The sequence below is a fragment of the Gordonia sp. 135 genome (assembly GCF_009720185.1).
In the GTDB taxonomy this organism is placed as follows: domain Bacteria; phylum Actinomycetota; class Actinomycetes; order Mycobacteriales; family Mycobacteriaceae; genus Gordonia; species Gordonia alkanivorans.
In genome coordinates, this window is record NZ_CP046257.1 from 645,402 (window position 1) to 671,112 (window position 25,711).

Below are 25,711 nucleotides of genomic sequence, written 5' to 3' on the forward strand. Positions count from 1 at the left end.
GGACAGGACGAGAACGGCCGTGCGAACCCTCACTCCAACCGGCGCTCGGCATACGCCCGCAGGTTCTCCACCTGGTCGGGGTCGAGCGACGGACGGACCCGGCTCCTGGCCTCGGTCACGTCGTCGGCGGTGACCACCGCGGCGTTGATGTCGCGTCGCATCGCCGACAGTGCGGCCTCGCGGAGCAGCGCCGAGCAGTCGGCGGCGGAGTAGCCCTCGAGGTCGGCGGCGAGTTCGTCGAGGTCGATGTCGTCGAGCGGGACGTCGCGGCCGCTGGTGCGCAAGATGTCCCCGCGGGCTGCGGCATCCGGCGGCGGCACGAAGACCAGGCGTTCTAGGCGGCCGGGTCGCAGCAGCGCCGGGTCGATGAGGTCGGGGCGGTTGGTCGCGCCGAGTACGATCACGTCCTGCAGCGGTTCGACGCCGTCGAGTTCGGTGAGAAGCGACGCGACCACACGGTCGGCGACCCCGGAATCGGTGGATTGCCCTCGACGAGGTGCGAGCGCGTCGACCTCGTCGAGGAAGATCAGCGACGGCGCCGACTCGCGGGCGCGGGCGAACAGGTCACGGACCGCCTTCTCCGACGAGCCGACCCATTTGTCCATCAGCTCAGCACCTTTGACGGTGTGCACCGACAACTGGCCGGATGCGGCGAGCGCGCGGACGACGAAGGTCTTGCCGCATCCTGGCGGGCCGAAGAGCAGCACACCGCGGGGCGGGTCGACGCCGAGCCGGGCGAAGGTGTCGGGATGCTGCAGCGGCCACAGGACCGCCTCGGTCAGCGCCTGTTTGGTCTCGACCATGTCGCCGACATCGGCGAGCGTGATCGAACCGAGTGCCACCTCGGGGGAATCCGACCGGGACACCGGCCGGATCACGTCGAGCGCGCCCACGAGATCCTCGGTGCGGAGTGCGGGTTCGGATTTGCTGCTGCTGGCGCGGGTCGCGGCGCGCAGCGCGGCCTCGCGGGTGAGCGCGGCGAGGTCGCCGGCGACGAAACCCGGGGTGCGTGCGGCCACCGACTCGAGGTCGAGGTCGCCCTCGGTGGGAACCGTCGACAGGATCGCCGCCAACAGCCGTCCGCGGGTGGCGGCGTCGGGCAGTCCGATGATCAGTTCGCGGTCGCACAGCGACGGGTCGCGTAGGCGCGAGTCGAGGCGAACGGGTTCGGCGGTGGTCGCGACGAGCGCGATACGGCCATCGGAGATGCCCGAGCGCAGCTCGTCGAGGACAAGGGTGGCGACCGGCTCCGGCTCGGATGGCAGGAGGGCGTCGATGTCGGTGATGAGCAGGACCCCGCCGGTGGCGCGGGCGCGGGCCACCGCGTCGGTGACCGTGCGCAGGCGGGTGTTGGGTTCGGTGGCGCCGGTCGTCGGGCCGTCGACGGTGACGAGGGTGCGCTTCGCGCAGACCGATCGGACCAGCGTCGCCTTGCCGCCACCGGCCGGCCCGGTCACCAGGACGCCGAGACGAGGCGCGGCGCCCAGGGTGCGCAGGACGTCGGGCTCGTCGAGCGTGATCGCCAGCCATTCGGTGAGCTTGGTGATCTGCGAGTCGACGCCGACCAGCTCGGACACCGGCCGGACCGGGACGTCGGGCTCCTCGACCGGGACGCTGCCGACGGGAGCCGGGATCGTCGGCGGTGCGTTGACCGGGGTGTCGGGCACGATGCCGAGCGCACCCGGAATCCGCGGCGAACCGAGACCGGCGCGGTCGCCGAGCGGGGGCACCTCGCCTGCGGTCGTCGACCACAGCACCGCGGTGTTGGTCTGCACGCTGACGGGGGAGCCCGGATCGGTACCCGTGACGGTGAGCAGTTCGGTGGTCCAGGTGATGCCGACGGACCGGGCCAGGGCGCGCGTCGCCTCGGTCGCGGCGAGTTCGGGCCCGAGGTCGCGGGGCAGCAGCGACACCGCGTCACCGACCGAGAGCACCTTGCCGAGCAGCGCGCGCCGGAGCGTGGACTCGGTGATCGACTGGGTGGCCAGCACCGAGCCGTTCACGACGACCCGGCTCGCGCCGTGCACGACCACCGGGGCCAGCACGACCGGGGCGTTCTCCTTGACCCCGGCGTTGGAGAAGAGGATCTCGTCGAGCAGGACGGTCCCGGTCGGCGCCGACGCATCGGTCGCCGCGACCACCGCGGCGGTCACGCGGGCGCCGGTGATCGACACGGCATCCCACTCCCGCAGCGACAACGCGGTCAGCACCTCGGGGTGCACCCGGATGATGCCGCGGCGTGCCTCGGCCGCGGAGGTGTTGAGTCGGGCGGTCAGGGTCAGGGACACCCGTGAGCTCATTCGGTCTCGCTTCCGTTCTGATCGGCAACCGGTTCGGAGCTCTGCACGGCGACCGGCGCACCGGTGGGACGGTTGAGGCCCAGCCTGCGCTGCGACTTCAGGACGGGGCGTCGTCGACGGCCACCCGGCGCGGTCTTCGACGCCTTCCGCTGCGCACGGCGCTCGGCGGGCTTGTCGTCCCAGTGCTCCGGCCGCGAGGCGACCCACCGACGCGAACGCCACGCGAACGGGATGTGGATCGCGTAGGCGGCGATGCCGATCATCATCAGCAGGTAGGGGTAGGTCAGCAGGAGAGCGGCACCGACCGCGACGAGGACGAGCAGACCGGCGACCGCGCGCGGCGGGATCGACGCGGTCTTCAGGGACGCCGTGGGAACGCGGCTGACGGCCAGGAACGCGACCAGGACCAGCCATCCGCCCACGGCGGGCACCGATGTCCACCAGCCCTCGCCGAACTGCTGGGCCAGACCGATCGGCAGCAGCGCGCAGATGGCGGCCGCCGGTGCCGGGACGCCGACGAAGAAGTCCCTCGTGTACCCGGGTGCCTCGTCGTCGTCGAGCAGGGTGTTGAACCGGGCGAGGCGCAACACGATCGCGCAGCAGTAGATCAGCGCCAGCGCCCAGCCGAGATCCTGGCCGTCGAGCAGGAAGAAGTAGACGATCATCGCCGGCACCACGCCGAAGTTGATCGCGTCGGCCAGGGAGTCGATCTCGGCGCCGATACGGCTCGTCGCGCCCATCAGCCGGGCCACCCGTCCGTCGATGCCGTCGAGGAACGCGGCGGCGACGAGGAGACCCATGGCGACGTCGATGTCGCCGGTGGTGGCCGCGCGCATCGCCGTCAGTCCCGCGCAGATCGCGAGGATCGTGAGCGACGACGGGATGATGATGCGTCCCGCCTGCGCCTGCTTGCTGAGCCGGCGACGTTCGGGTTCACGTGGCTTGGACGGTGCGGGGCCATGGGCCTGCGCCTGGCGTCGTGCTGACCGCGCGGTGGGGACGCGGGTCTTGGAGGAGCGGGACGGCCGGCGGAGACCGGGGTCACCGGCCCGGCGTCCGGCGGGACCGTCGGATGAATTCGCAGCCTGGGGGTTCACGGGCCGGATCAGAGGTCGAGGTAGGCGAAGGGGGTCTCGCCGCCGACGGCGCGCTGACCCACCGAGACGCGGGGTGTGGTGCCCTTGGGGAAGTAGACGTCGACCCGGGAACCGAAGCGGATCAGTCCGTAGGTGTCGCCGAGCCGCAGGGTGTCGCCGACCTTCGGGTCGCAGACGATCCGGCGCGCGATGAGCCCGGCGATCTGCACGACCGCGAGGTCGGGTCCGGCGCCGCCGCCGGTCGCCCCTCCGCTTCTTCTCGTCGTACGGATGGTCATGGTGGTGCGTTCGTTGTCACGGCTGGCCTCGGGGAGGTCCGCGGACAAGAACGCGCCCGGGGTGTGCGTCACCGCGGTGACCGTACCGGCGATGGGCACACGCTGGACGTGCACGTCGAAGATCGACAGGAAGGTCGAGACACGGGGCAGCGGATCGCTGCCCAGACCCGCCTCCGCCGGTGGGACGGCCTCGTCGACGAGTGCGATCGTGCCGTCGGCGGGTGCGACGACCACGCCCGGCTCGGTCGGTGGGACACGGCTCGGGTGCCGGAAGAACGCGGCACAGGCGCCGGCGGTCAGTGCTGCGGGCCGCGCGATCCAGCGGTGGCGGCGTCCGAGGAACGCGACCGCCGCGGGGGCGGCGACGAACGGGATACCGGCCGGATGGATCGGCGGGATGGTCTCACGGGCCAGGTCTAGGAAATGGGCGACACGGCCGGTGTTGCCCTCGTCCGGACGCGGACGTCTGGCCACGATCTACCTCCTGTTGTGCCCGATGCGGGCCGTTCGATGAAACCTTGCGCACCACGGGTCGGGTACGACTTCGGTCCAGCTTAGAGCTCAGCGCAGAACGAGCACGTCGACCGGAGTTCCCACGGCCAGACCGTCGGTCTCGGTGGGCACGTCGATCAGTGCGTCCGCCTCGGCGAGAAAGCGGAGGTGATGGGAGCCGGGCGGGCCGATCGGGTCGACGACGACGCCCGATCCGTCCTCGTCGGTCCGGAGGACTCCGCGGAGGAACTGCCGCTTGCCCTGCGGTGAGCGGATGTCGGCGCCCAGCCGGGCGGTCACCCGACGTCGTTGCGGTGGCAACCCCATCGCGGCGCGGAGTGCGGGCCGGATGAAGACTTCGAAGGACACCAGGGCACTGACCGGGTTGCCCGGGAGTGTGATGATCGGCACGGTGGGCCCGGGCGTTCCGTCGGGCCGGTCGGACGCGGTGTGGTGACCGCAGCCCTGCGGCATACCGGGTTGCATCGCGACCTTCACGAACTCGACGGACCCGGTGGCCGACAGCGCGTCCTTCACGACCTCGAAGGCGCCCGCGCTGACACCCCCGGACGTGATGATCAGGTCGGCCTCGCCGGCGACCTGGTCGAGCCGGTCGAGGAAGTCGCCGGTGTCGTCCGGGACGAAGTGCACATGCCGGCCGATCGCGCCGGCCTCGATGGCGGCGGCGGTGAGCATCGCTCCGTTCGACTCGTAGATCTGGCCGTGCTGCAACGGTTTTCCGGGTTCGACGAGCTCGGAGCCGGTGGACAGGACCACGACGCGCAACGGCCGGGCGACGGTGACCTCGGCGATCCCGAGCGCGGCCAGCAGACCGATCTGCGGCGCCCCGATGACGGTCCCGGCGGGCAGGGCACGGACGCCCTGCCCGATGTCGGAACCCGCACGCCGGATGTGTTTTCCGGACTCGACCGGTGCCGTGAACGTGACCGTCTCCGCGGCCGCGACCGGGCCGACCGCCGCGTCGGTCAGCTCCACCGGGACGACGGCGTCGGCGCCGGCCGGCAGCGGGGCACCGGTCATGATGCGATGCGCGGTGCCGGGGGTCAGTGCGAGAGCGTCGGTGCGTCCCGCCGGGATGTCCGCGGCGACGGGCAGCGTGACGGGGGAGTCGGGGGAGGCGTCCGCGAGATCGTCGGCGAGGACGGCGAATCCGTCCATCGCCGAGTTGTCGAAGCCGGGCAACGAGAGCGGCGCGTCGACGTCGGCGAACGTGGCCCTGCCCAACGCCTCCGGCAGGGACAGCCGGACGGGAACGGGTGGGCCGAACAATGCGGAGACGACGGCCTGATGCTCTGCGACGGTACGCATGCGCCTCAGGATGCCAGGTGAGCGGACGCGTCTCGTCGGGGTACCCGGTTCGAGGGATGCCTGCACTGCGTCGCCGGGGACCGCGGACTACATTCGTGCCCATGGCATTGGGTCTGCTTCTCGACATCGACGGGGTGATGGTCACCTCGTGGAAGGCTCTGCCCGGCGCGGTGGAGGCCGTCTCCCGCCTCGCCGACCGCAAGATCCCGCGGATGTTCCTCACCAACACCACCTCGCGCTCGCGCAACGAGATCGCGGAGCTGTTGAACGACTGCGGCTTCTTCGTCGATGCCGACGAGATCCTGACGGCCGCGAAGCTGACCGCCGAATACGTGGGGTCGACCTTCCCGGGCAAACGGGTCTGGGTTCTCAACCAGGGCCCGATCGCCGAGGACATGACCGGGGTCGAACTGACCGACGACCCGGCGGATGCCGAGGTCGTGGTTCTGGGTGGGGCAGGTCCCGTGTTCACCCACGACGCGCTGTCGAAGGTCCTCGAGATGCTGCTCGACGGAGTGCCGGTGATCGCCATGCACCGGTCGATGACGTGGTCGACGGCCGACGGGCTGTCGATCGACACGGGCGTCTATCTCGAGGGCCTCGAGAAGGCGTCGGGCAAGAAGATCAAGGCGATCGGCAAACCCTCGCCGCTCGGATTCCGCGCCGCCACCGACATGTTGGGGCTCGAGCCCAACCAGGTGGTGATGGTCGGCGACGACATGCACAACGACGTCCTGGGTGCACAGGCGTCGGCGCTGATCGGTGTGCTGGTGCGCACCGGCAAGTTCCGCGAGGAGGCGCTCGATGCCCTCGCGCGTGACGAGTTCGGGCCCTTCCCGGACCACGTCATCGACTCGGTGGCCGACCTCCCCGAACTGATCGACAAGATCAGCGGAACCTGACGGGTATCACGGGGTTTCAGACGCGGTCGAGCTGGCTCTCGGCCGCGCGCTTGATCTTGCCGAGGGTCTCGGCCATGCCCAGCTGGAGTTCGGCCTCGAAGGAATCGGCGCCGCCGAACAGCTTGTCGACGAGCAACGACGACACCTTGGTGGTGGAGCCGTTCACCTCGCGGCGCTCGGTCACGGTCACGCCCGAACCGTTCGGGGTGATGGCGTAGCTCCACACGGTGTGGTTCTCGGCCACGCGGAAGGCGATCTCCTGGTTGGGTGTGAAACGCACGACCTTGGAGGTGGTCGGCCACACCAACGGGCCGCGGCGGTTGATGTTGATGGTCTTGGTCCCCAACCCGACGGTGCCGCCGCGGATGATCATCTTCTTGCACTGCGGGCTCCACTCGCCCATGCGCTGGAGATCGGAGATCACCGACCACACCTGCTCGGCAGATGCGTCGATGTCGATGGACTCTTCGATGAGTGATGCGGTCATGGTCGCCAACAGTATGGGCTTGTTGGCGCACCGTCAATAGGTTGCTGGCGGACCGTCAATAAGCCTGGTGGTCGCGCCGGAAACCGCTCAGACCAGCAGGGTCATGCCGATGACGGCACCGATGCCGACGAAGACCGCGGCGGTGATCCAGCCGGCGGGGTGCTCGTCGTTCTCCAGCAGCAGCGTCCCCAGCTTGCCCGGGGTCAGCCAGTCGATGAGCACGAACGACCACATCATCACCGCGATCGTCAGGACCACGTAGGCGACGGTGTAGAGCAGCGCGCGCCACAGTTCGAGGAGTTCGGTGTCGATGACCGAGCAGACCAGCACGATCGACAGTCCGATGACCATCGAGGTGGCGAGGATGACGGCGTTGCGGTTGTGGTCGACCCACACCAGCTGCCGAAGCCGGCCGGGGGTCACCACGTCGAGCGCCACGAACCCGACGACGAGCAGGGTGATCCCGACGAGGCTGAACGACGCCCCAGCGGCCAGATTGTCACGCAGCAAATCCATCCGAGTCCCTCTCTCCTCACCGAGCTGTGCTGAGGAAACAGTATCGGTGGGCCGGCGTGCGGGGTGGGAGGTGCCGGGATCCGTGGCGGTACCTCTTTGCTCCCTGAGGTGCGAGCCGAAGCGCACCTCAGGGAGGGAGAAGAAGTGTCAGCCGACGCTGAGCATGTCGTAGGACGCCAGGTCCTTCGACAGCTTGGTGACGTGGGCGTCCGCGTCGCCGAGGGTGTGGCTGATCGCGGTCAGGCGACTCACGTAGTGCGCGATCGGGTACTCGGCGGTCATGCCGATGCCGCCGTGCATCTGGATGGCCTCCTGGCCGATGAGGCGTGCCGAGCGAACGGTCTGCAGCTTCACCCGCGACGCGATGGCCGCGTCGGCGATACCGTCGGCGAGGGCGGTCGTCGCGTACAGCACCAGGCTCCGGGCGAGCTCGAGCTGGACGTACATGTCCGCGGCGCGGTGGGTGAGCGCCTGGAAGGTGGCCAGCGGAACACCGAACTGCTTGCGCGACTTGAGGTATTCGACGGTCAGCTCGAGGCTGCGCTCCATGGCGCCGAGGGCTTCGGCGCACAGTGCGGTCTGGATGCCGATCTCCGCGTTGGCGATGAGCTCCGACGCGTCACCGCTGCCGAGGCGGGTGGCCTGGGCGTCGTTGAACGTGAACTCGGCGCCGCGTCGACGATCGTGCGTGCGGTACGCGGTGCGGGTGACGCCCTCGGCGTCGGCGTCGATGAGGAACAGGCCCACCTCGTCGCCGACACGTGCCGAGACGATCAGCTTGTGTGCGGAATCGCCGTGTCCGACAAGGGTCTTGGTGCCGTTGAGCACGCCCTCGGCAGTGGCGGTGGTGGACACCGCGGCCACCGGCCAGCGGTCGCCGGGCTCGTTGTGGGCGAAGGCCATCAGCAGCTCACCGGAGGCGAGGCCGCCGCGCAGCTCGGCGCGGGTCGCGTCGTCGGCGGCGTCGAGCAGCGAGCCGGGGACGAGCACCGAGTCCAGGTACGGCTCGGGGGCCAGGGCGCGACCGAGTTCGGTCATCACGCTGGTGAACTCGACCGGTCCGGCGTCCATGCCGCCCTCGGACTCGGGGAAGGTCAGGCCGAGGATGCCGATCTCCGCGAGCGACTTCCACACCTTCTCGCTCCAACCGAGATCGGTGTCGGTCACCTTGCGGAGGGTCTCCACGTCGTAGGTCTTGGTGAGGACCTCGCGCACGGTGTCGCGCAACATCCCCTGTTCTTCGGAAAGCTCGAAATCCATTGTTGTCCTTGGTCTGTGAAGTCGAAGTGAGGTCAGAGGGGTCGGCGGTCAGAGACCGAGGACCGCCTTGTCGATGATCTGGCGCTGGACCTCGGAGGAACCGCCGTAGATCGAGACCTTGCGGTAGTTCAGGTAGGTCGGGGCGGCGAGCTGGGCCCACTCGGGAGCGGTGACCGCTGCGCTGCCGTTCGCGGCGTCGACGTCGACCTCGGCGACCGGGAGCGAGTCCGGTCCGGCGATGTCGGCGATGAGTTCCATCGCGGCCTGCTGCAGCTGGCTTCCCTTGAGCTTCAGCAACGACGACGCCGGGTTGGGCTTGCCGTCGGCCGACGACGCGGCGACGCGCAGCTGGGTGATCTCCAGGGCGAGCAGCTCGTTCTCCAGTTCGGCCAGGCGGGTGGCGAACAGCGGATCGTCGAGCAGGGTGCCGTTGGCGGTCCGGGTCTCCTTGGCGAGCTCCTTGGCGCGCGCCAGCTTCGACTTGGTGTAGCCGACGCGGGCGATGCCGTTGCGCTCGTTGCCGAGCAGGAACTTGGCCTGCGTCCAGCCGCTGTTCTCCTCGCCGACCATGTTCTCGACGGGCACGCGGACGTCGTTGAAGAAGACCTCGTTGACCTCGTAGCTGCCGTCGATGAGCTGGATCGGGCGCAGCTCGATGCCCGGGGTGTCCATCGGGATCAGGAACATGCTGATGCCGGCCTGCTTCTTGACGTCCGGGTTGGTGCGGGCGAGCAGGAAGATCCAGTCGGCGTACTGGCCCAGCGTGGTCCAGGTCTTCTGGCCGTTGATGACGTAGTGGTCACCGTCGAGGACCGCGCGGGTCTTGAGCGAGGCGAGGTCGGAGCCGGCCTCGGGCTCGGAGAAGCCCTGGCACCACCAGATGTCGAGGTTGGCGGTCTTGGGCAGGAACTTCTCCTTCATCTCCTGCGACCCGAACTGGGCGATGACCGGACCGATCATGCTGACGTTGAACGGCAGCGGGTCGGGGACGAACGCCAGGCTCATCTCCTCGCGGTAGATGTGGTGCTGGATCGGCGTCCAGTCCTTGCCGCCCCACTCGATCGGCCAGCTCGGCGTCAGGATGCCGTGCTCGTTGAGGACGCGGGATGCCGTGACGATGTCGTCGGGGTAGTTGAGGCTGCCCTCTTCGTTCCGCTTGCGGAGGTCCTCGGGGACCTTCGCGAAGATGCCGCGCAGTTCCTCGCGGAACGCCTCTTCCTCCGGACTGAACTTCAGGTGCATGGGTTCTTCTCTACTCCTGTCGGGGGTTGCCGTGTGTTCGGCGACACCAATCACGGACCGTCTGCCTGGGAAGACCTGGAAGACCGACCGCTGACTAAGCGCTTGCTTAGTGATAAGTTGCACTATGCCGCGCATCAAGGGCGGTGTCAATCGGCTGGAGAAGGCGCGAGGTCGCCGAGCGAACGAGGGGGTGAACGTGGTCTCGTCGACCGAACCGACGACCCGGATACAACCGGTCGCGGCCCGGGAGCGGTTGCTGCTGGCCGCTGCCGAGGCGTTCGCGGCGAAGGGCTTCAACGCCACGACGACCCGGGACATCGCCAACGGCGCGCAGATGAGTTCGGCGGCGGTCTACGTGCACTTCCGGTCCAAGGAGGAGCTCCTCTTCGAGCTCTCCGAGGCGGGGCACCGGATCATCCTGGGCATGATCGACGAGGTCGACGACCCGGCGGTGGCGCCCGCCGAACGCCTGGCAACGGTCGTCGGCGCGTTCACCGAGCACCACGCGCGCGAGCACGTACGCGCCCGCGTCGTGAACTACGAGTTGGGGTCGCTGGCGCCCGATCACCTCGAGACGGTCATGGAGTTGCGGCGGGAGATCACCCGCCGGGTGCGGGCGATCGTCGATGCGGGAATCGAGAACGGCGACTTCGACGTCGCCGATTCCCAGGCCACCACCAACGCGATGCTGTCGATGGGCATCGACGTCGCGCGCTGGTACCGCGCCGAGAACTCTCTCCCGCCCGAGGAGATGGGGAAGTTCTACGCGGAGCTGGCCACCCGGATGGTGGGGCTGCGGGACCGGGGCTGACCCCGGCGTCCGTTCAGGATTCGCCGACCGCAATCGGTTCCGGCGCGTCTTCCGTTGCAGTGGCGGCCACCTCGGCCCTGGTCGCGGTACGCCGCATGACGACCGCGAGTGCCGCGCCGAACAGTGCGACGGCGAGGACGTAGCCGACGTACCCGATGACCGTCGCGCGAAGTCCGATGTGGGACACGACTATTCCGGCTATCACCGCCGGCACGCTGAACGCGAGGTAGCTGGCGACGAACACCGAGGAGAAGACCTGTCCGCGTTGGGCGGGAGGCGTCGCGGCGGTGATGTTGTCCATGGCGCTGAGGAAGGTCGCCGCCCATCCGGAGCCGGCCACGAGCGAGCCGAGGATGTAGAGCGGCAGGACCTCGGTCATGACGCCGGACAGCGAGATCAGCACGCCGATCGCGAGGGTCGGGTAGCCGTAGGCCTGTTTCACCGTCGCCGGCCGTCCCGTGATGAACAAGGAGGTGACCGTCGCGCTGGCGAAGAAGGTGAAGAGGATGAGCCCGGCCTCGCCGTGATTGGTGACCCCGAAGACGCGTGCGACGACGGAGGAACCGAGCGACAGGTACAGCCCGCCGAGGGACCAGGTGGCCACCAGGGTGGGGGCCGACGCGAAGAACACGGGGCGGACCTCGCGGGGCACCCGAACCTGGGGTGCGAGGGTCGTGGCCAGGTGCCGGCGTGAGGTGAAGGCCACGCGCTCGCGGGTCTCGGGGACCACGAGGAGTGCGATGAGCAGCGCCGCGAACAGGCCGAGGATGACCTCGTAGACCAGGATTCGGGGCGCGGGTGCGTACTCGACGAGCAATCCGGCGACGCCGACGCCGGTGGCGAGGCCGAAGGCCGGGGCGGCGCCGATGATCGTCGAGCCGAGTCGTGCGGTGGGCTGGAGGTCGACGGTGGTCGCGGTGAGGGTGCCCATGGCGGCGCCGGTGGCGAGGCCCTGCAGCGCGCGGGCGGCGAGCAACGTACCCACGTCCTGGGCCACGACGAAGAGCACCATGCTGGCGATCAGCAGGACGAGCGCGACCGCGAGCACGGGACGTCGGCCGATGTGGTCGGACAGCGACCCCACCGTCAGCAGGCTCACCAACATCGTGACCACGTAGACGGCGAAGACCAGGGTCAGGGTGAGCGACGAGAAACCCCAGAGCTCCTGGTAGATCGGATACAGCGGCGACGGGGCGGCGGAGGCGAAGAGCACCATCACGTACGTGGCCGCGATCAGCCAGAACGCACGGTGGGGATGTAGTGGCGCCATGTCGTCTCCTTAACGCAAATGCGTTTGCATTTAAAACGACGATAGGCGCGGATGCCTTCCAAAAGCAATTGGATTTGCAATAATGGCCGCATGGCTATGGGAAATGCAGCGTCGCGGGCGGACGCAGCGATGGCACCTCGCGCGACGCGGCCAGGCGGTAGGAGCGCGCGCGTGCAGTCGGCGGTCTATGCCGCGGTCGGGCAGCTGGTCGGCGCGGGCCAGCGCGACACGATGACCATCCCGGAGGTCGCCGACCTCGCCGGCGTCAATCCGACCAGCATCTACCGCAGGTGGGGCTCGATCGACGCGCTCCTGGGGGAGGTGGCGGTCGCCGCACTGACGCAGGGCGAACCGTTGCCCGATACGGGTGTGCTCCGCGACGACATCGCGGAGTGGGCGAGCGTGATCGCCGCCGACGTCGGCCGGCCGAAGCGTCGGGCGTACCTGCGTGCGATGGTCGCAGCGCGCGACGACGTCGTCGAGGCGTGTCCGTGCTGGGAGGTCCGCCGCGAGCAGGCGGAGGAGATGATCGCGCGGGCCTCCGAGCGCGGCGAGGCGACGCCGTCGGTGCGCCAGCTCCTCGACCACGTGATCGCACCGCTCTACCACCATGCGGTCTTCGGTCTCGCCGTCGACGACGCCTACGTCGCCGAGCTGGTCGACGATGTTGTCGCGATGCTCGGAGCGGCCCCGGGGTCCGCCGGAGGGCGATAGGGTCCGGGCATGAAGAAGGTTCACGCGTTCACAGACGACGCACTCGGTGATCTCGACGCCGTCGGCATCGCCGACGCCATCGCCGCCCGGGAGATCTCGGCCGCCGAGGCGGTCGAAGCGGCTCTCGCCCGGATCGACGCGGTCAATCCGCAGCTGAACGCGATCGCCTTCGACGACCGCGAGCGAGCTCGCAAGCGCGCCGTCGACAGCGACTTTCCGGCCGGGTCGTTCGTCGGGGTGCCGTCGATCATCAAGAACAACACCGATTTCGCAGGGCTGCCCACGTGCCACGGGTCCGCTGCGGTCGCGCCGAACCCGGCGTCGGCGAACGAGGCGTTCACCAACCAGTTCCTGGCGACCGGGGTCAACCTCGTCGGGGCGTCGAACATGCCGGCCTTCGGGCTGACCGCGACGACCGAATACGTCGACCGGGAGCCGACCCGCAATCCGTGGGACACCGACTTCTCCGCCGGCGGCTCCTCGGGTGGTTCCGCCGCGCTCGTGGCGGCGGGTGCACTGCCGATCGCCCATGCCAACGACGGTGGCGGATCGATCCGAATCCCCGCTGCCGCATGTGGTCTGGTGGGGCTGAAGCCGAGCCGGGGCCGTACCGCGCCGGCGAAGCAGACCGAGGATGCGCCGATCGACCTGGTGTGCAACGGGATCGTGAGCCGATCGGTGCGGGACACGGCACGGTTCCTCGACGACTCGCAGGGTTTCCGGCCCGGCCCCGGCCTGCCGCCGGTCGGTCTGGTGGAGGGGCCGGGGGAGAAGCGGCTGCGGATCGCGCTGATCACCGAACCGATCACCGGGCAGCTGCTCGACAGCGACACCCAACGGTGCGTCACCGATGTCGCCGAGCTCGTCGAGTCGCTCGGCCACCGAACAGAGATGGTGCCGCTGCCGGTCGACCGCGTCTACATCCGGCAGTTCATCGACTACTGGTCGTTGCTGGCCTTCGCGCTGGACCGCACCGGTAAGCGACTGCACGACAAGGGTTTCGATCGCAAGCAGTTGGACTCGTTCACCCGTGGGCTGTCGCGCAACGCCTTGCGACACTTCTATCGCATGCCGTCGTCGATCCGCGGTCTCCGACGCTCCACCGCAGCGTTCCGATCGCTGCACGAGCAATTCGACGTGATCTTGTCGCCGACCCTCGCGCACCTCCCGCCGGAGATCGGCTACCTCGACCCGGGTATCGATTTCGGTGAGGCTATGGACCGTCTGACGCGCTATGTCGCGTTCACGCCCGCGAACAACACGTCGGGTACCCCGGCGATCAGTCTGCCGCTGGGACAGTCGAAGTCGGGGCTGCCCGTCGGCATCCAGCTCTCCGCCGACCTCGGCGACGAGCGCACCCTGCTGGAGCTCGCGTTCGAACTCGAAGCCGCCCGGCCGTTCGCGCGGATTCAGGACGCCTGACCGGCGATTCCCGCGCTGACAAACCCACCACTGATCGGCAAACCCGCCACCTCGCAGGGTGACGGGTTTGCCGAAAAGGGGTGGGTGTGCGAAAAGGCTAGTGCTGCACGGCCTTCTCCGCGCCGATTCCGGTGAGGGAGCGAACCTCCATCTCCGCGTTGCGTTCCGGGGTCCCGACGTCGCTCGGCGAGGTCAGGGTGCCGACGATGCCGAGGACGAAGGCCAGCGGGATCGACACGATGCCCGGATTGGCCAGCGGGAACCAGGCGAAGTCGGCGCCGGGGATCATCGCGGTCGACGAGCCGGACACGGCCGGCGAGAAGACGATCAGCAGGATCGTGGAGATCAGGCCGCCGTACATGCTCCACAGGGCGCCGCGGGTGTTGAAGCGCTTCCAGTAGAGCGAGTACACGATCGTCGGCAGGTTCGCCGCCGCGGCGATGGCGAAGGCCAGGGCCACCAGGAAGGCGATGTTCTGACCGTTGGCCAGGATGCCGAGCACGATGCCGAGCACGCCGAGCACGACGACGGTGTAGCGCGAAACGCGGACCTGGTCGTCCTCACTCACCTTGTTGCGCTTGATGACCGACGCGTAGATGTCGTGGGCGAACGATGCCGACGCGGTGATCGCCAGGCCGGCGACGACGGCGAGGATCGTGGCGAAGGCCACCGCCGAGATGATGCCGAGCAGCACCACACCGCCGATCTCGAACGCCAGCAGCGGTGCCGCCGCATTCTGTCCGCCTGCTGCGGCGAGGATCTTGTCCGGTCCGACCAGCGCGGCCGCGCCGTAACCCAGGATCAGGGTGAACAGGTAGAAGGCGCCGATGAGCGCAATCGCCCAGACCACCGACTTACGAGCCTCTTTCGCGGTCGGCACGGTGTAGAAGCGCATCAGCACGTGCGGCAGGCCCGCGGTGCCGAGGACCAGGGCGATGGCCAGCGAGAGGAAGTTGATCTTGGACTCGAGCGAACCGCCGTACTGGGCGCCGGGTGCGAGAACGTCACGCGAGGCAACCTTTTCGCTGCCCGAGCTGCTGATGGCGTCCTGGGCGGCACCGAGGATCGACGACAGGTTCATGCCGAACTTGGCGAGCACGATGAAGGTCATGATCGCCGCGCCGCTGATGAGCAGCACCGCCTTGATGATCTGCACCCAGGTGGTGCCCTTCATGCCGCCGATGAGCACGTAGACGATCATCAGCGCGCCGACGACGGCGATCACGATCGACTGGCCGACACGACCCTCGATGTCGAGGAGCAGGGCGACGAGGCCACCGGCACCGGCCATCTGGGCCAGGAGGTAGAACAGCGAGACCGCGAGGGTCGAGATGGCCGCCGCGAGACGGACCGGTCGCTGCTTCAGGCGGAAGCTGAGGACGTCGGCCATCGTGAACTTGCCGGTGTTGCGCAGCAATTCGGCGACGAGCAGCAGCGCGACGAGCCAGGCGACGAGGAAGCCGATGGAGTAGAGGAAGCCGTCATAGCCGTAGACCGCGATGGCGCCGGCGATGCCGAGGAAGCTGGCCGCCGACAGGTAGTCACCGGCGATGGCGATGCCGTTCTGCGGGCCGGAGAAGCCGCGGCCGCCGGTGAAGAAGTCCGCGGCCGAGTTGTTGTTCTTGCTGGCCCGGATGACGATGTACATCGTGACCGCCACGAACGCGGCGAAGATCGCGATGTTGGCGACCGGGCTGCCGACGGTGGCGGCGAGCGTGGTGGTGTGGACGGAGGTGTTCACAGTGACGGGCCGCCTTCCATCTCGTTGCGGAGGGCCTCGGCACGCGGGTCGAGTTCGCGGTTCGCGAAGCGTACGTACAGGCCGGTGATGACGAATGTGGTCACGAACTGCAGCAGTCCGAGGATCAGACCGAGGTTGATGTTGCCCCACACCTGGATCGCCATGAAGTCATGCGCGAAGGCGCCGAGCAGCACGTAGATCGCGTACCAGATCAGGAAGAACGCGGTCATCGGGAAGATGAACTTGCGCAGGCGCGCCTTCAGTTCCTGGAACTGAGGGCTGTTCTGCATCTCGATGAACTGCTCACCCGCCGGCGTATGCGGTGGTGCCGCTGCTGGTTGGTCGATGTTCGACACGCTGTCCTCCAAGTCGATGGGGGCCACGGCGGTGGAGGCCGCTGTGATGGCACTTCGGAGAACAGCCTGATTGAGGCGCAGATCACACCGCAACTGGTGTCGTGGGTCACACGCCGAAGGTTGTGCACTGTGCGACGGACGGTCGATCAGATCCGACGAACGGTGAACGGTCAGCCGCCGGGAAGCCGGTCGACGCCCATCCCGACGCGTTCGGGGACGTGCATCCGCGCGAAAGTGCGGGCGAGATCGCCGGGCAAGCGTCGTCGGGTCGCGAGGCTGACCAGCACCATCGTGCCGAAGGCGAGTGGCACGGTGACCGCGCCCGGATAGCCGACCAGCGCGGCCGGCCAGCCGCCCAGGGCGTCGTCGTCGATCACCCCGGCGATCGCGAGCGAGGTGGCTGAACCCGACGACACCCCGCCGACGATCAGCCCGGCGATCGCACCGGTCGACGTCAGGCCACGCCACCAGATGCCGAGGACGAGCAGCGGACACAGCGTCGACGCGGCGACAGCGAACACCAGCCCGACGGTGCGCGACAGTTCCAGTGAGCCCGCCGCGAGCGAGAGCGCGATCGGGATGGCGCCGCCGATGATCGCGGCGATGCGGAAGTCGCGGACGCGCCCGCGGAAGACGTCCGTCGCCAGCGCGCCGGCCACCGACACAAGCAGGCCCGACGACGTGGCGAGGAAGGCCGCGATCGCACCGGCCGCGACCAGCGCGGCGAGGATCTGCCCGGCCAGGCCACCGATGGCGGCGCTCGGGAGGAGGAGGACAGCTGCGTCGGACGTCCCGGTGATCAGCAGTTCGGGCACGTAGAGACGAGCGAACACCCCGAGCAGGACGGGGAACAGATAGAACAGCGACAGCAGCGCGATCGCGGCGAGCGCCGTTCGACGGGCCGTGCGGCCGTCCGGGTTGGTGTAGAAGCGCACGAGGACGTGCGGCAGGCCCATCACGCCGAGGAACGTGGCGAGGATCAGGGAGAGCACCTGGAACAGCGGGTGGCGACCGCCGAGACCGCCGCCGGGCGCCACCCAGTCCGACCCGTCGACCGGGGCTCCCGTCACGACCGGGGTGGCCGCGCCGGCGTCGAGGAAGATGACGGAATCGGCTGAGATGACATGACCGCCGGGGGATGGGATCGGAGCATCGACCACCGGCGAGCCGTCGAGCGTGCCGGTGACGCGCACCCCCTTGGTCTCGGCGACGGTGACCGAGACGTCGGTGGTGACGTCGACGGTGGTGGCGGTCGTGACCCGCGGCGGTGCGGGCTCGCCGACGTTCGCCGGGTCGTTCGCGAACACCCCGATCAGCACGAGGGTGGGGATCGCGATGGCGGTCAGCTTGAGCCAGTACTGGAATGCCTGCACGAACGTGATCGACCGCATCCCGCCGCCGACGACGTTCACGATCACGATGAGGCCGACGCCGACCGCCCCGGTCCAGACGGGTGCGCCGAGCAGGATGTTGAGAGTGAGTCCCGCACCCTGGAACTGGGGGATGAGGTACAGCACGCAGACGACGACCACGACCACCATCGCGGTCTTGCGCACGGCGGTCGAGGAGAGCCGGAACTCGGCGAAGTCGGGCACGGTGTAGGCGCCCGAACGACGCAGCGGTGCAGCGACGAACAACAGCAGACCGAGGTAGCCGGCCGTGAAACCGACCGGGTACCAGAGGGCGTCGGCGCCGTACTTCGCGACAAGCCCGGCGACACCGAGAAACGACGCCGCGGACAGGTATTCACCCGACACGGCGGCGGCATTCCACCGCGACCCGACGGCACGCGAGGCCACCAGGAAATCCGACGTCGTTCGGGAGAATCGGCCGCCCCAGGCCCCGACCGCGATCGTGGCGACCGCGGCGGCGAACAACGCCACGGCGGTCAGCATGTCGACGCCGCTCACGTCCGGCCCGGATCGCCGGGATCGTCGTCGACGAGACTCATGAAGTCGCGCTCGGCGTGCTCGGCCAGCCGCACGTACAGCAGTCCCGTCAGATACAGCACCGGATAGGCGAGGAGTCCGAGGACGAGCCAGGTGATCCGGATGCCGAAGAGGGTCGTCTCGGCCACGCTCGGGACCAGCACGGCGAGCAGAGGTATCGCCACCACGACGACGAGCAGGCTCCCGCCGAGGCGCAACGCCAACCCGAGCTGAGCCCGCATCAGACCGCGCACCAGCGCGTCACCGACCTCGGTCTGTTCCTGGACCTCTACGCGCGTGCGCACCATCCGGGCGCCACGCCGTGAGGCGAGGACGACCCGTTCGCGCTGCGGCGGATTCTCAGACATCGCCGCGACCGGCGGGGGAACGATACTGGCGCAACGGGTCCCGGATGAGCCGGTCCTTCAGGTCGCGGACCTGACGCCGGCTGACCGGCAGCTCCACCGCTTCCGACGCCCCGTTCGCGCGCACACTGACAACGGTCCCGCTCCCGGTGGTCCGCAGGCCGGTCACCATGGGCAGGGCCACCAGGTAGGAACGGTGAACTCGGGCGAAACCCTTGTCCTGCCAACGTGATTCGAGGGTCGACAGTGGGATGCGGACGAGGTGCGCGCCGGACTCGGCGTGGAGTCGGGCGTAGTCGCCCACGGCCTCGACCCACGAGATCGAGTCACGCCGGACCAACGAGGTCACACCGCTCATCTCGACCGGGATCACGTCGTCGGAGGCGGCTCGTGGCGCACCCGATGGCGCCGGGGGAGGAGTGCTCGCGGCGGGTTTGGCGCGGGCGTCGAGGCTGGCGCGGACCCGTCCGAGCGCCTGGGCGAGGCGCACCTCGCGGAGTGGCTTGAGCAGATAGTCCACGGCGCCGACCTCGAAGGCGTCGACCGCCTTGTCCTCGTGCGCGGTGACGAACACGATCGCGGGAGGCTGTGCGTACCTGGCGAGGACGCCGGCCAACTCGAGTCCGGACAGGCCCGGCATGTTGATGTCGAGGAAGATCGCGTCGACCCGGCGGGAGTTGAGTTCACGGAGTGCGCCGGTCGCATCCGTCGCGTCATGTACCTCGGCGACCTCGTCCTGCCGGTCCAGGAGGTAGCGGAGTTCGTCGAGAGCAGGGGGTTCGTCGTCGACGGCGAGCACCACCAGCCCGGACATCCATCTCCTCCCGACTGCTGCGCTGATGCGCGACGGCGGACACGAGGATCGTACCGCGTGGGCCGCGTCACACAGCAGATCCGGCCGCCCCGTCCGCCTGCTGATTCTCTGATTCCGGAAAAAGTCCGGTCAGGTGGGTGTGCCCGTCGGCTGCCTCGATACCCTGTCCACGGCCATCCCGACGTCAGACGGACTCACCGAGGAAGTCGCTGCACAGCGTCGCCTCGATGCGTTGGACGCAAGATAGGAAGAAAGTCACTGTGTTCTCCCGGTTCAAACCCAAGAACGATCTCTTCTACGGGTTGTTCACGTCCTCGGCCCAGTGCCTGGCGGATGGGACCAAGACCCTCACCGGCCTGCTGGAGCCCGAACCGGACTTCGAGGGGATCGCGCGCCGGATGGTCGACCTCGAACACGACTGCGACCGCATCACCCACGAGATGTTCCGCACGGTCAACTCGAGCTTCATCACGCCGTTCGACCGCTCCGACATCTACGTCCTCGGTTCGAGCCTGGACGACGTCATGGACCACATCGAGGCCGCGACCCACCTCATGGCCCTCTACGGAGTCACCGAGCTCCCGCAACACCTGCGCGAGATGATCGAGATCCTCGACACCTCGGCGAGCGTGACCGCCGACGCGATGCCGCGACTCGCCGGAATGAAGGACCTCGAGCGGTACTGGATCGAGATCAACGCGCTCGAGAACCGCGCCGACCACACCTACCGGACCTTCCTGGCCTACCTGTTCGACGGACACCTCGACGCGCTGACCGTGATGAAGCTCAAGGACGTGGCCGACGAGCTCGAGGACGCCGCCGATTCCTTCGAGAAGGTCGCCAACATCGTCGAGACCATCGTCCTCAAGGAGTCGTGACACACCCGTGTTCGCACTTCTCGTGGTGATCGGTCTTGCCATGGCCTTCACGTTCACCAACGGTTTCCACGACTCTGCCAACGCGATCGCGACCTCGGTGTCGACCCGCGCCCTGACGCTGCGCGCGGCGCTGGCGATGGCCGCCGTCGGCAACCTGATCGGCTCCTTCTTCGGTGCCAAGGTGGCCAGCACCGTCGGCTCGGGGATCATCGACCTCAAAGCGGGACCCGACGCGCTGATGCTCGTCGGCTGCGCCCTCATCGGTGCCATCACCTGGAACCTCATCACCTGGTGGTTCGGCCTGCCGTCGTCGTCCTCGCACGCGCTGATCGGCGGCATGGTGGGCGCGGCCATGGTCGCGGGGGTCACCGTGCTCTGGGCCGGCGTCGTGGAGAAGATCCTGCTGCCGATGGTGCTGTCGCCGCTTGCCGGCTTCGCGCTGGGCGCCGCGGCGATGCTCGCGATCATGTGGCTTTTCCGCAACGCCTCGCCGGCGATCACCGGCCGGCGATTCCGGCACGCACAGACCGTGTCGGCCGCGATGATGGCGTTCGGCCACGGCATGCAGGACGCGGCCAAGACGATGGGCATCGTGGTTCTCGCACTCGTCGTCGCCGGATACCAGGACGACTACTCGATTCCGCTGTGGTGTTTCCTGCTCACCGCCGTGGTCCTGGCCATCGGTACCGCCACCGGCGGCATGCGGATCATGCGCACCCTCGGCCGCAAGATCATCGAACTCGACCCGCCGCAGGGCTTCGCCGCCGAGGCCACCGCCGCCTCGGTGCTCTACGTCGCCTCGGCCGGCCTGGGTGCACCCATCTCGACCACCCACGTGATCTCCTCGGCGATCATGGGCGTGGGGTCGACCAAGCGCACCAGCGCCGTGCGGTGGGGCACCGCGGGCAACATGGCCGCCGCCTGGGTGACCACCTTCCCTGCGGCCGCCGCTTTCGCCGCCGCCACGTTCCTGCTCGCGAAGATGGTCTTCTAGCTCTCAGGGTCGGATGCCCGCCCGGAACTTCGGTACCCGCATGCCCACCTTGGTGCCGGCACCCACGGCCGTCTCGACCACCAGTCCGTAGTCGTTGCCGAACGCGGCGCGGAGGCGATGGTCGACGTTGGTGAGCCCGACGTGCGCGCCCTCGCTGTGGTCCAACGCGTCGAGCGCGCCGCTGCGCAGGAGTTCGGGATCCATGCCGACGCCGTCGTCCTCGACGGTGATGACGCAGTCGGTGCCCTCGTCGGCCGCGGTGATGGTGATGGTGCCGCCACCCTTCGACGCGAGTCCGTGACGGACCGCGTTCTCCACGAGCGGCTGAAGCGCGAGGAACGGTACGACGACGTTCAGGACCTCCGGCGCGACGTGCAGCCTCACGTCGAGTGAGTTGCCGAAGCGGGCGCGTTCGAGGGTGAGGTAGCGGTCAATGTTGCGCAGTTCGTCGGCCAGCACGGTGTACTCGCCGCTCGCGCGGAACGAGTAGCGCGTGAAATCGGCGAAGTCGAGCACGAGTTCGCGGGCTCGGTCGGGGTCGGTGCGGACGAACGAGGCGATCGTGTTGAGGGCGTTGTAGATGAAGTGCGGGCTGATCTGCGCGCGGAGCGCGAGCACCTCCGCCCGGTCGAGGCGGGCGCGGGAGGCGTCGAGTTCGGCCAGTTCGATCTGGCTCGAGACGTAGCGGGCCACCTCGGCGACGGCACCGAGCATGCCCGGGCCAGGCCGGCGGGTCGTGGCGACGACGAGGACGCCGACACTGGCGTCGCCGGCGACGAGAGGCTGGGCGATGAGGGCCCGCACCGGCGACTCCGCGCCGCACGGGTCGGAGACCAGGACCCGACGCTGGTCGCCGGTCGCCGAAGCCGCTGCCCTGGCGGCCTCGCGCAGCATGTCGGGGTCCCAGATCTCGTCGTCGTCCGGGTCGTGGGCGAGCCGCCGCGGCTCGTCGTCGAACAGGGCGACGGCCTCGGCGGAGGTCAGCGTGCGCAGATGGGGGAGGGCTTCGGCCGCCGACTCCTCGGTGAGTCCGGTGCGCAGCGATCGCGCCGCCAATGACGCGGTGTGCAGCGCCATGTGCACCGTGCGTTCGGTGGGGGTGGTGACCTGACGCCGCGTCCGGACCAACGCGACGAGGCCGAGCACCATGACCAGCAGCAGGATCGACCCGATGATGGCCACGTCGCTCGACATGGTGTCACCCTAGTTGACACCATCGGTCACAAGCGGTGTCTTCGGTTGACGCCGCCGCTGGAACCGGGTGCGTGAGATGTCGCGAATCGTGTTGCCGCGCGCGACGATACGCGACATCTACGACGTGAACCGTTCAGTAGATCGCCCACTCGCCCTGTGCGTATCGCAGGATGCGCGGGTCCATCAGGGTCGACGGTGGCAGGTCGAGCGGTTGCCGATCGAGCGAGAAGACGGTCGCCGCGGTCAGCTGCTCCGGACTCAGGAATCGCAACGGCCCGGGAGCGTCGACCGTCGGGCTGATCGGCCCGTCGGCACCTGCGAGGTGAAAACCCCAGTCGCCGAATGCCGGGACGTCGACGTGGTACGGCGTGGCCGGCAGTCCGGCCTCCCTCATGGTGGAGGCGATGCACCAGAACGACTTCGGCGCGAAGTACGGCGAACCCGCCTGCACGACGACGCGACCGTGCTCGGCGAGGTGGGCGCGGACGAGTGCGTAGAACTCGGTGGAGTACAGCTTGGCGGTGGCGGAGTCGTCGGGATCGGGCATGTCGACGATGATCACGTCGAAACGTCGGTCCGTCTGACGCAACCAGCTGAAGGCGTCGGCGGTCACAACCTCGGCACGCCGATCGGTCATCGACCCCCGGTTGAGCGAGGTCAGGCGGGAGTCGGTGCGTGCCAGCCGGATCATCTCCGGGTCGAGTTCGACGAGGGTGACGTCGTGCGCGTCGGGGTATCGGAGGACCTCACGCAGCGCGAGGCCGTCGCCGCCGCCGAGCACGAGCACCGACGAGCGCTCACCCGACATCGCGGGATGGACGAGTGCCTCGTGATAGCGGTGCTCGTCGATCGACGAGAACTGCAGGTCGCCGTTCAGGTACAGCCGGGTGTCGGGGCCTGCGCCGGTGGATCGCTCGGTGATCACGATGTCCTGGTAGGCGCTCCGGGCGGCGGCCACGATCGGGTCGCGGTAGAGCGCCTGCCGGGCGGTCACCTCGAAACGGGCGGACAGCATCAATCCGGCCACGAGCGCCGCGACCACCGCCAGCGCTCCGGCGGACAGCAGGGCGAGTTGGCCGCGGCTCAACGACTTCCGGAAGATGACGAATACGAGGAAGCAGCCCGCCGCGGCGTTGACGAGTCCGACCACGAGTGCCCCGCGCAGCTGACCGAACAGCGGCAACAACAGGAACGGGAAGCAGAGACCGCCGAGCAACGCGCCGATGTAGTCGACGGCGAACATGTCCGCGACCGCCGCACCCGGCTCCTGGCGTCGAATCCGTTGCAGCAGCACCATCAGCAACGGGATTTCGGCCCCGATGAGGACGCCGAGGACGAAGGCCACCACGATGAGCGCCGGCGTGTAGAGCTCCAGGTAGGCGAAGGCGGCGTAGAGAGCCATCACCGACAGGCCGCCGAGGAGTGCGAGCAGTAGCTCGATGACCGCGAACGCGGCAACCGAGTGGGGTTGGAGCGGTTTCGCGGCGAGGGAGCCGACCCCCATGGCGAACACCATCACCGCGAGGACGATCGACGCCTGCGTCGCGGTGTTGCCGATCAGGAAGGACCCCAGGGACACCAGCGCCAGCTCGTACACCAGACCGCATGCGGCGCAGACGAACACCACGGCCAGCAGAGCGGACCGCGCGAAACGTGGCCGCGCGGAGAGCGGTTCGGTGGAGGTGTCCGTGAGTGTCACAGGTGGAAAGTGGTCACAGGATGGAGGCGGCGATGATGACGGCGACCCCGATGTGGGCGACGCCCTGCACCCACACCGCCGGATGGCTTTCCGGGTTCACGAGGATCTCGCCGAGCTTGCCGGGGGTGAGCGCGTCGATGACCAGGAACGTCACGCTCATCACGATCAGGCCGATCGCCGAGTAGACCACCGTGTAGGTGAGGCCCTCGAGCAGCCGGCCCTCACTGGCGACGATGGCGGCGGTCACGATGATCGCCACCGCGAAGAGGTTGGAGCCGACCAGGATTCCGGCGTTGCGGTTGCGTTCGGCCCAGAGCTGGTGACGCAGCTTGCCGGGGGTCAGCAGATCGACGATGGCGAACGACAGGATCATCAGGATCACTCCGACACCCGCGTAGGCACCTGCGGCGTAGGCGTTCTCGGTCATGTCAGCGAGCATGGTCATCTCCGTGGGTTCGGGCCGTGGTTTCGGTCTGGGGGGATCGATCGCGAGAACTCTGGAGGGCAGTCATTTGCCGCCACCTCCGCTGCCGCCGCCGCGGTTGCTGCTCCCGCTGCCGGAATAACCCGGCGTCGGAACCCAGAAGGCGCCGACGTAGTTGTGGTACCGGTTGTAGCCCGACCGGTAGTCACGGCTCAGCATCACGCGGGTCTGGTTGGCGGCGTACGGGAACAGGGCGACCAGGTAGTCGGGGTACTGGAGGAACTGGGTGTCCGCGACATTGCCCGTTCCCGACGCGCCGGCGCGCTGATCGGTCGGGCGCTCGGCGTCGCGGATCTCCTCGGCCACCTCGGTGGGCGTTCCCTGCGCCACGTAGGCGTCCACATCGCCCTCGTCGAGGGCGATATCGCGTTCGTAGTTCTGCGAGATGTAGTCGCGCGCCGAGCCGCCCAGCCCGCCGCCACGCAGGGCACGCGCACCGCATGCACCGAGCAGCGCGAAGATCGTGATCACCACGATGACGCCGATGATGATGTTGCGGATGCGGTCGAGCCGGCGGCGCGGGTCGGGCTGCGACTGGCCGGGGGACGGGGGTGGGTAGTCGCCGGGAGGGGGCGGATCGGTCATGTGCGCGTCGCTCCGCGGTGGATCACGCTGGTCGTGATGACGACCTCACCGGCCTGCGGGTACGTGTGCCAGGTGTGCCACGAGATCTCCTCGGACGACGAGTCGGAGATGATCGCGGTCACCGCGTGGGGATCACCGGGGAACACTCCCATCACGCTCGGTTTCCCCGACGTCATCTGTTCGGTGACGCGGACGCCGAGTTGTTCGATCAGCGCGGCCAACTGGTCGTCGGTGGCCCGCTCGACGCGGGAGCTGAAGAGATAGCCGCTCTCCTGGAATGTCTCGGGCAGCGCCGAGGTCACGTCGGGCAGGCACGCGACGGTCTCGCAGATGCGCTGGGCGCCGTCGTCGACGACGACCTGATGGCTCGCCCCCAGCAGACGGACCGACACCGTGATGCCGTCGATCTCACCGTCCTCCTGGGCGAGCGGCTCCTGGAGCGGGGCGTCGAGTGAGAAGCCGAGCTGGCCAGCGCTCGTGTCGGCGTATGCGACGGAGAGTCGGGCGACGGACGCACCGGGTTCGTCGGGCTGTTCTGACATGTGTCTCGCAG

25 protein-coding genes are annotated in these 25,711 nt (G+C 68.8%); 6 read left to right on the forward strand and 19 right to left on the reverse strand.

Annotated elements, in window-relative coordinates; translation table 11 throughout:
* Window positions 1-29 precede the first annotated feature (29 nt).
* From GKZ92_RS02940 to moeA, 4 genes are all read right to left on the reverse strand, one after another.
* Complete coding sequence (locus GKZ92_RS02940; RefSeq protein WP_155224977.1) at window positions 30-2,300, reverse strand: AAA family ATPase; 2,271 nt, start codon at window positions 2,298-2,300, stop codon at window positions 30-32.
* Complete coding sequence (locus tag GKZ92_RS02945) at window positions 2,297-3,397, reverse strand: CDP-alcohol phosphatidyltransferase family protein (protein ID WP_006358092.1); 1,101 nt, start codon at window positions 3,395-3,397, stop codon at window positions 2,297-2,299. The genes GKZ92_RS02940 and GKZ92_RS02945 overlap by 4 nt, the downstream gene beginning before the upstream one ends.
* 8 nt (window positions 3,398-3,405) lie before the next feature.
* Window positions 3,406-4,149, reverse strand: a complete 744-nt coding sequence (locus GKZ92_RS02950) for a phosphatidylserine decarboxylase (protein WP_006358091.1) — start codon at window positions 4,147-4,149, stop codon at window positions 3,406-3,408.
* An 87-nt stretch (window positions 4,150-4,236) separates the two neighbouring features.
* The gene (gene moeA, locus GKZ92_RS02955; protein ID WP_006358090.1) at window positions 4,237-5,496 is read right to left on the reverse strand and encodes a molybdopterin molybdotransferase MoeA; all 1,260 of its coding nucleotides are present in this window, start codon (window positions 5,494-5,496) and stop codon (window positions 4,237-4,239) included.
* A gap of 101 nt (window positions 5,497-5,597) precedes the next feature.
* On the opposite strand from moeA, the gene GKZ92_RS02960 reads away from it, so the two are divergent.
* Window positions 5,598-6,398, forward strand: a complete 801-nt coding sequence (locus GKZ92_RS02960) for an HAD-IIA family hydrolase (protein WP_005199098.1) — start codon at window positions 5,598-5,600, stop codon at window positions 6,396-6,398.
* Between the two features lie 16 nt (window positions 6,399-6,414).
* Here the strand turns inward: GKZ92_RS02960 and GKZ92_RS02965 are convergent, their stop codons facing one another.
* The 4 genes from GKZ92_RS02965 to GKZ92_RS02980 form a co-directional block, all read right to left on the reverse strand.
* Window positions 6,415-6,885 carry an SRPBCC family protein gene (locus tag GKZ92_RS02965; RefSeq protein ID WP_005199097.1) on the reverse strand — a complete coding sequence of 157 codons (471 nt, stop codon included), beginning with the start codon at window positions 6,883-6,885 and terminating at the stop codon, window positions 6,415-6,417.
* Between the two features lie 87 nt (window positions 6,886-6,972).
* On the reverse strand, window positions 6,973-7,401 hold the full coding sequence (locus tag GKZ92_RS02970) for a DUF350 domain-containing protein (protein WP_006358089.1): 429 nt from the start codon (window positions 7,399-7,401) through the stop codon (window positions 6,973-6,975).
* Window positions 7,402-7,548: 147 nt separating this feature from the next.
* Entirely contained in the window at window positions 7,549-8,661 is a 1,113-nt protein-coding gene (locus tag GKZ92_RS02975; protein WP_006358088.1) for an acyl-CoA dehydrogenase family protein, read from the reverse strand.
* Window positions 8,662-8,709: 48 nt separating this feature from the next.
* Window positions 8,710-9,903 (reverse strand): acyl-CoA dehydrogenase family protein, encoded by a 1,194-nt coding sequence (locus GKZ92_RS02980; RefSeq protein ID WP_006358087.1) that lies wholly within the window; start codon window positions 9,901-9,903, stop codon window positions 8,710-8,712.
* 124 nt (window positions 9,904-10,027) lie between these two features.
* Here GKZ92_RS02980 and GKZ92_RS02985 point away from each other — a divergent pair, with 124 nt between their 5' ends.
* Window positions 10,028-10,714 carry a TetR/AcrR family transcriptional regulator gene (locus tag GKZ92_RS02985; protein WP_006358086.1) on the forward strand — a complete coding sequence of 229 codons (687 nt, stop codon included), beginning with the start codon at window positions 10,028-10,030 and terminating at the stop codon, window positions 10,712-10,714.
* A 13-nt stretch (window positions 10,715-10,727) separates the two neighbouring features.
* On the opposite strand, the gene GKZ92_RS02990 is transcribed toward GKZ92_RS02985, so the two are convergent.
* A complete protein-coding gene (locus GKZ92_RS02990; RefSeq protein WP_006358085.1) occupies window positions 10,728-11,984 on the reverse strand; it encodes an MFS transporter in 1,257 nt (418 codons plus the stop codon).
* A gap of 90 nt (window positions 11,985-12,074) precedes the next feature.
* Between GKZ92_RS02990 and GKZ92_RS02995 the strand changes: the two genes are divergently transcribed.
* On the forward strand, window positions 12,075-12,698 hold the full coding sequence (locus GKZ92_RS02995; RefSeq protein ID WP_035754924.1) for a TetR/AcrR family transcriptional regulator: 624 nt from the start codon (window positions 12,075-12,077) through the stop codon (window positions 12,696-12,698).
* A gap of 9 nt (window positions 12,699-12,707) precedes the next feature.
* Window positions 12,708-14,120 (forward strand): amidase, encoded by a 1,413-nt coding sequence (locus GKZ92_RS03000; RefSeq protein WP_006358083.1) that lies wholly within the window; start codon window positions 12,708-12,710, stop codon window positions 14,118-14,120.
* Window positions 14,121-14,217: 97 nt separating this feature from the next.
* Here the strand turns inward: GKZ92_RS03000 and GKZ92_RS03005 are convergent, their stop codons facing one another.
* The 5 genes from GKZ92_RS03005 to GKZ92_RS03025 form a co-directional block, all read right to left on the reverse strand.
* A complete protein-coding gene (locus GKZ92_RS03005) occupies window positions 14,218-15,861 on the reverse strand; it encodes a solute symporter family protein (RefSeq protein ID WP_006358082.1) in 1,644 nt (547 codons plus the stop codon).
* Window positions 15,858-16,217, reverse strand: coding sequence for a DUF485 domain-containing protein (locus GKZ92_RS03010; protein WP_035754919.1), 360 nt, complete (start codon window positions 16,215-16,217; stop codon window positions 15,858-15,860). Before GKZ92_RS03010 ends, GKZ92_RS03005 begins: the two co-directional genes overlap by 4 nt.
* A 170-nt stretch (window positions 16,218-16,387) precedes the next feature.
* The gene (locus GKZ92_RS03015; protein ID WP_155224978.1) at window positions 16,388-18,127 is read right to left on the reverse strand and encodes a sodium/solute symporter; all 1,740 of its coding nucleotides are present in this window, start codon (window positions 18,125-18,127) and stop codon (window positions 16,388-16,390) included.
* Entirely contained in the window at window positions 18,124-18,513 is a 390-nt protein-coding gene (locus tag GKZ92_RS03020; protein WP_006358079.1) for a hypothetical protein, read from the reverse strand. The genes GKZ92_RS03015 and GKZ92_RS03020 overlap by 4 nt, the downstream gene beginning before the upstream one ends.
* The gene (locus tag GKZ92_RS03025) at window positions 18,506-19,324 is read right to left on the reverse strand and encodes a LytR/AlgR family response regulator transcription factor (protein ID WP_006358078.1); all 819 of its coding nucleotides are present in this window, start codon (window positions 19,322-19,324) and stop codon (window positions 18,506-18,508) included. The genes GKZ92_RS03020 and GKZ92_RS03025 overlap by 8 nt, the downstream gene beginning before the upstream one ends.
* Before the next feature lie 260 nt (window positions 19,325-19,584).
* Between GKZ92_RS03025 and GKZ92_RS03030 the strand changes: the two genes are divergently transcribed.
* Window positions 19,585-20,202, forward strand: a complete 618-nt coding sequence (locus GKZ92_RS03030; protein WP_006358077.1) for a DUF47 domain-containing protein — start codon at window positions 19,585-19,587, stop codon at window positions 20,200-20,202.
* Between the two features lie 7 nt (window positions 20,203-20,209).
* Entirely contained in the window at window positions 20,210-21,196 is a 987-nt protein-coding gene (locus GKZ92_RS03035; RefSeq protein WP_006358076.1) for an inorganic phosphate transporter, read from the forward strand.
* A 3-nt stretch (window positions 21,197-21,199) separates the two neighbouring features.
* Here the strand turns inward: GKZ92_RS03035 and GKZ92_RS03040 are convergent, their stop codons facing one another.
* The 5 genes from GKZ92_RS03040 to GKZ92_RS03060 all read right to left on the reverse strand — a co-directional run bounded on the left by GKZ92_RS03040 (window position 21,200) and on the right by GKZ92_RS03060 (window position 25,700).
* Complete coding sequence (locus GKZ92_RS03040; protein WP_006358075.1) at window positions 21,200-22,390, reverse strand: sensor histidine kinase; 1,191 nt, start codon at window positions 22,388-22,390, stop codon at window positions 21,200-21,202.
* A 133-nt stretch (window positions 22,391-22,523) separates the two neighbouring features.
* A complete protein-coding gene (locus GKZ92_RS03045; protein ID WP_006358074.1) occupies window positions 22,524-24,089 on the reverse strand; it encodes a polyamine aminopropyltransferase in 1,566 nt (521 codons plus the stop codon).
* 13 nt (window positions 24,090-24,102) lie between these two features.
* Window positions 24,103-24,528 (reverse strand): DUF350 domain-containing protein, encoded by a 426-nt coding sequence (locus GKZ92_RS03050; RefSeq protein WP_006358073.1) that lies wholly within the window; start codon window positions 24,526-24,528, stop codon window positions 24,103-24,105.
* Window positions 24,529-24,597: 69 nt separating this feature from the next.
* Window positions 24,598-25,158: a DUF4247 domain-containing protein gene (locus GKZ92_RS03055; RefSeq protein WP_006358072.1), complete on the reverse strand. Its 561-nt coding sequence runs from the start codon at window positions 25,156-25,158 to the stop codon at window positions 24,598-24,600.
* Window positions 25,155-25,700 (reverse strand): DUF2617 family protein, encoded by a 546-nt coding sequence (locus GKZ92_RS03060; protein WP_006358071.1) that lies wholly within the window; start codon window positions 25,698-25,700, stop codon window positions 25,155-25,157. The genes GKZ92_RS03055 and GKZ92_RS03060 overlap by 4 nt, the downstream gene beginning before the upstream one ends.
* Window positions 25,701-25,711 lie beyond the last annotated feature (11 nt).

Bases quoted from the DNA above. Each gene is read 5' to 3' on its own strand.
- GKZ92_RS02940 (WP_155224977.1), bottom strand. From the start codon at position 2,300: ATGAGCTCACGGGTGTCCCTGACCCTGACCGCCCGACTCAACACCTCC.
- moeA (WP_006358090.1), bottom strand. From the start codon at position 5,496: ATGCGTACCGTCGCAGAGCATCAGGCCGTCGTCTCCGCATTGTTCGGC.
- GKZ92_RS02960 (WP_005199098.1), top strand. From the start codon at position 5,598: ATGGCATTGGGTCTGCTTCTCGACATCGACGGGGTGATGGTCACCTCG.
- GKZ92_RS02965 (WP_005199097.1), bottom strand. From the start codon at position 6,885: ATGACCGCATCACTCATCGAAGAGTCCATCGACATCGACGCATCTGCC.
- GKZ92_RS02970 (WP_006358089.1), bottom strand. From the start codon at position 7,401: ATGGATTTGCTGCGTGACAATCTGGCCGCTGGGGCGTCGTTCAGCCTC.
- GKZ92_RS02975 (WP_006358088.1), bottom strand. From the start codon at position 8,661: ATGGATTTCGAGCTTTCCGAAGAACAGGGGATGTTGCGCGACACCGTG.
- GKZ92_RS02980 (WP_006358087.1), bottom strand. From the start codon at position 9,903: ATGCACCTGAAGTTCAGTCCGGAGGAAGAGGCGTTCCGCGAGGAACTG.
- GKZ92_RS02985 (WP_006358086.1), top strand. From the start codon at position 10,028: ATGCCGCGCATCAAGGGCGGTGTCAATCGGCTGGAGAAGGCGCGAGGT.
- GKZ92_RS02990 (WP_006358085.1), bottom strand. From the start codon at position 11,984: ATGGCGCCACTACATCCCCACCGTGCGTTCTGGCTGATCGCGGCCACG.
- GKZ92_RS02995 (WP_035754924.1), top strand. From the start codon at position 12,075: ATGGCTATGGGAAATGCAGCGTCGCGGGCGGACGCAGCGATGGCACCT.
- GKZ92_RS03000 (WP_006358083.1), top strand. From the start codon at position 12,708: ATGAAGAAGGTTCACGCGTTCACAGACGACGCACTCGGTGATCTCGAC.
- GKZ92_RS03020 (WP_006358079.1), bottom strand. From the start codon at position 18,513: ATGTCTGAGAATCCGCCGCAGCGCGAACGGGTCGTCCTCGCCTCACGG.
- GKZ92_RS03025 (WP_006358078.1), bottom strand. From the start codon at position 19,324: ATGTCCGGGCTGGTGGTGCTCGCCGTCGACGACGAACCCCCTGCTCTC.
- GKZ92_RS03040 (WP_006358075.1), bottom strand. From the start codon at position 22,390: ATGTCGAGCGACGTGGCCATCATCGGGTCGATCCTGCTGCTGGTCATG.
- GKZ92_RS03050 (WP_006358073.1), bottom strand. From the start codon at position 24,528: ATGCTCGCTGACATGACCGAGAACGCCTACGCCGCAGGTGCCTACGCG.
- GKZ92_RS03055 (WP_006358072.1), bottom strand. From the start codon at position 25,158: ATGACCGATCCGCCCCCTCCCGGCGACTACCCACCCCCGTCCCCCGGC.
- GKZ92_RS03060 (WP_006358071.1), bottom strand. From the start codon at position 25,700: ATGTCAGAACAGCCCGACGAACCCGGTGCGTCCGTCGCCCGACTCTCC.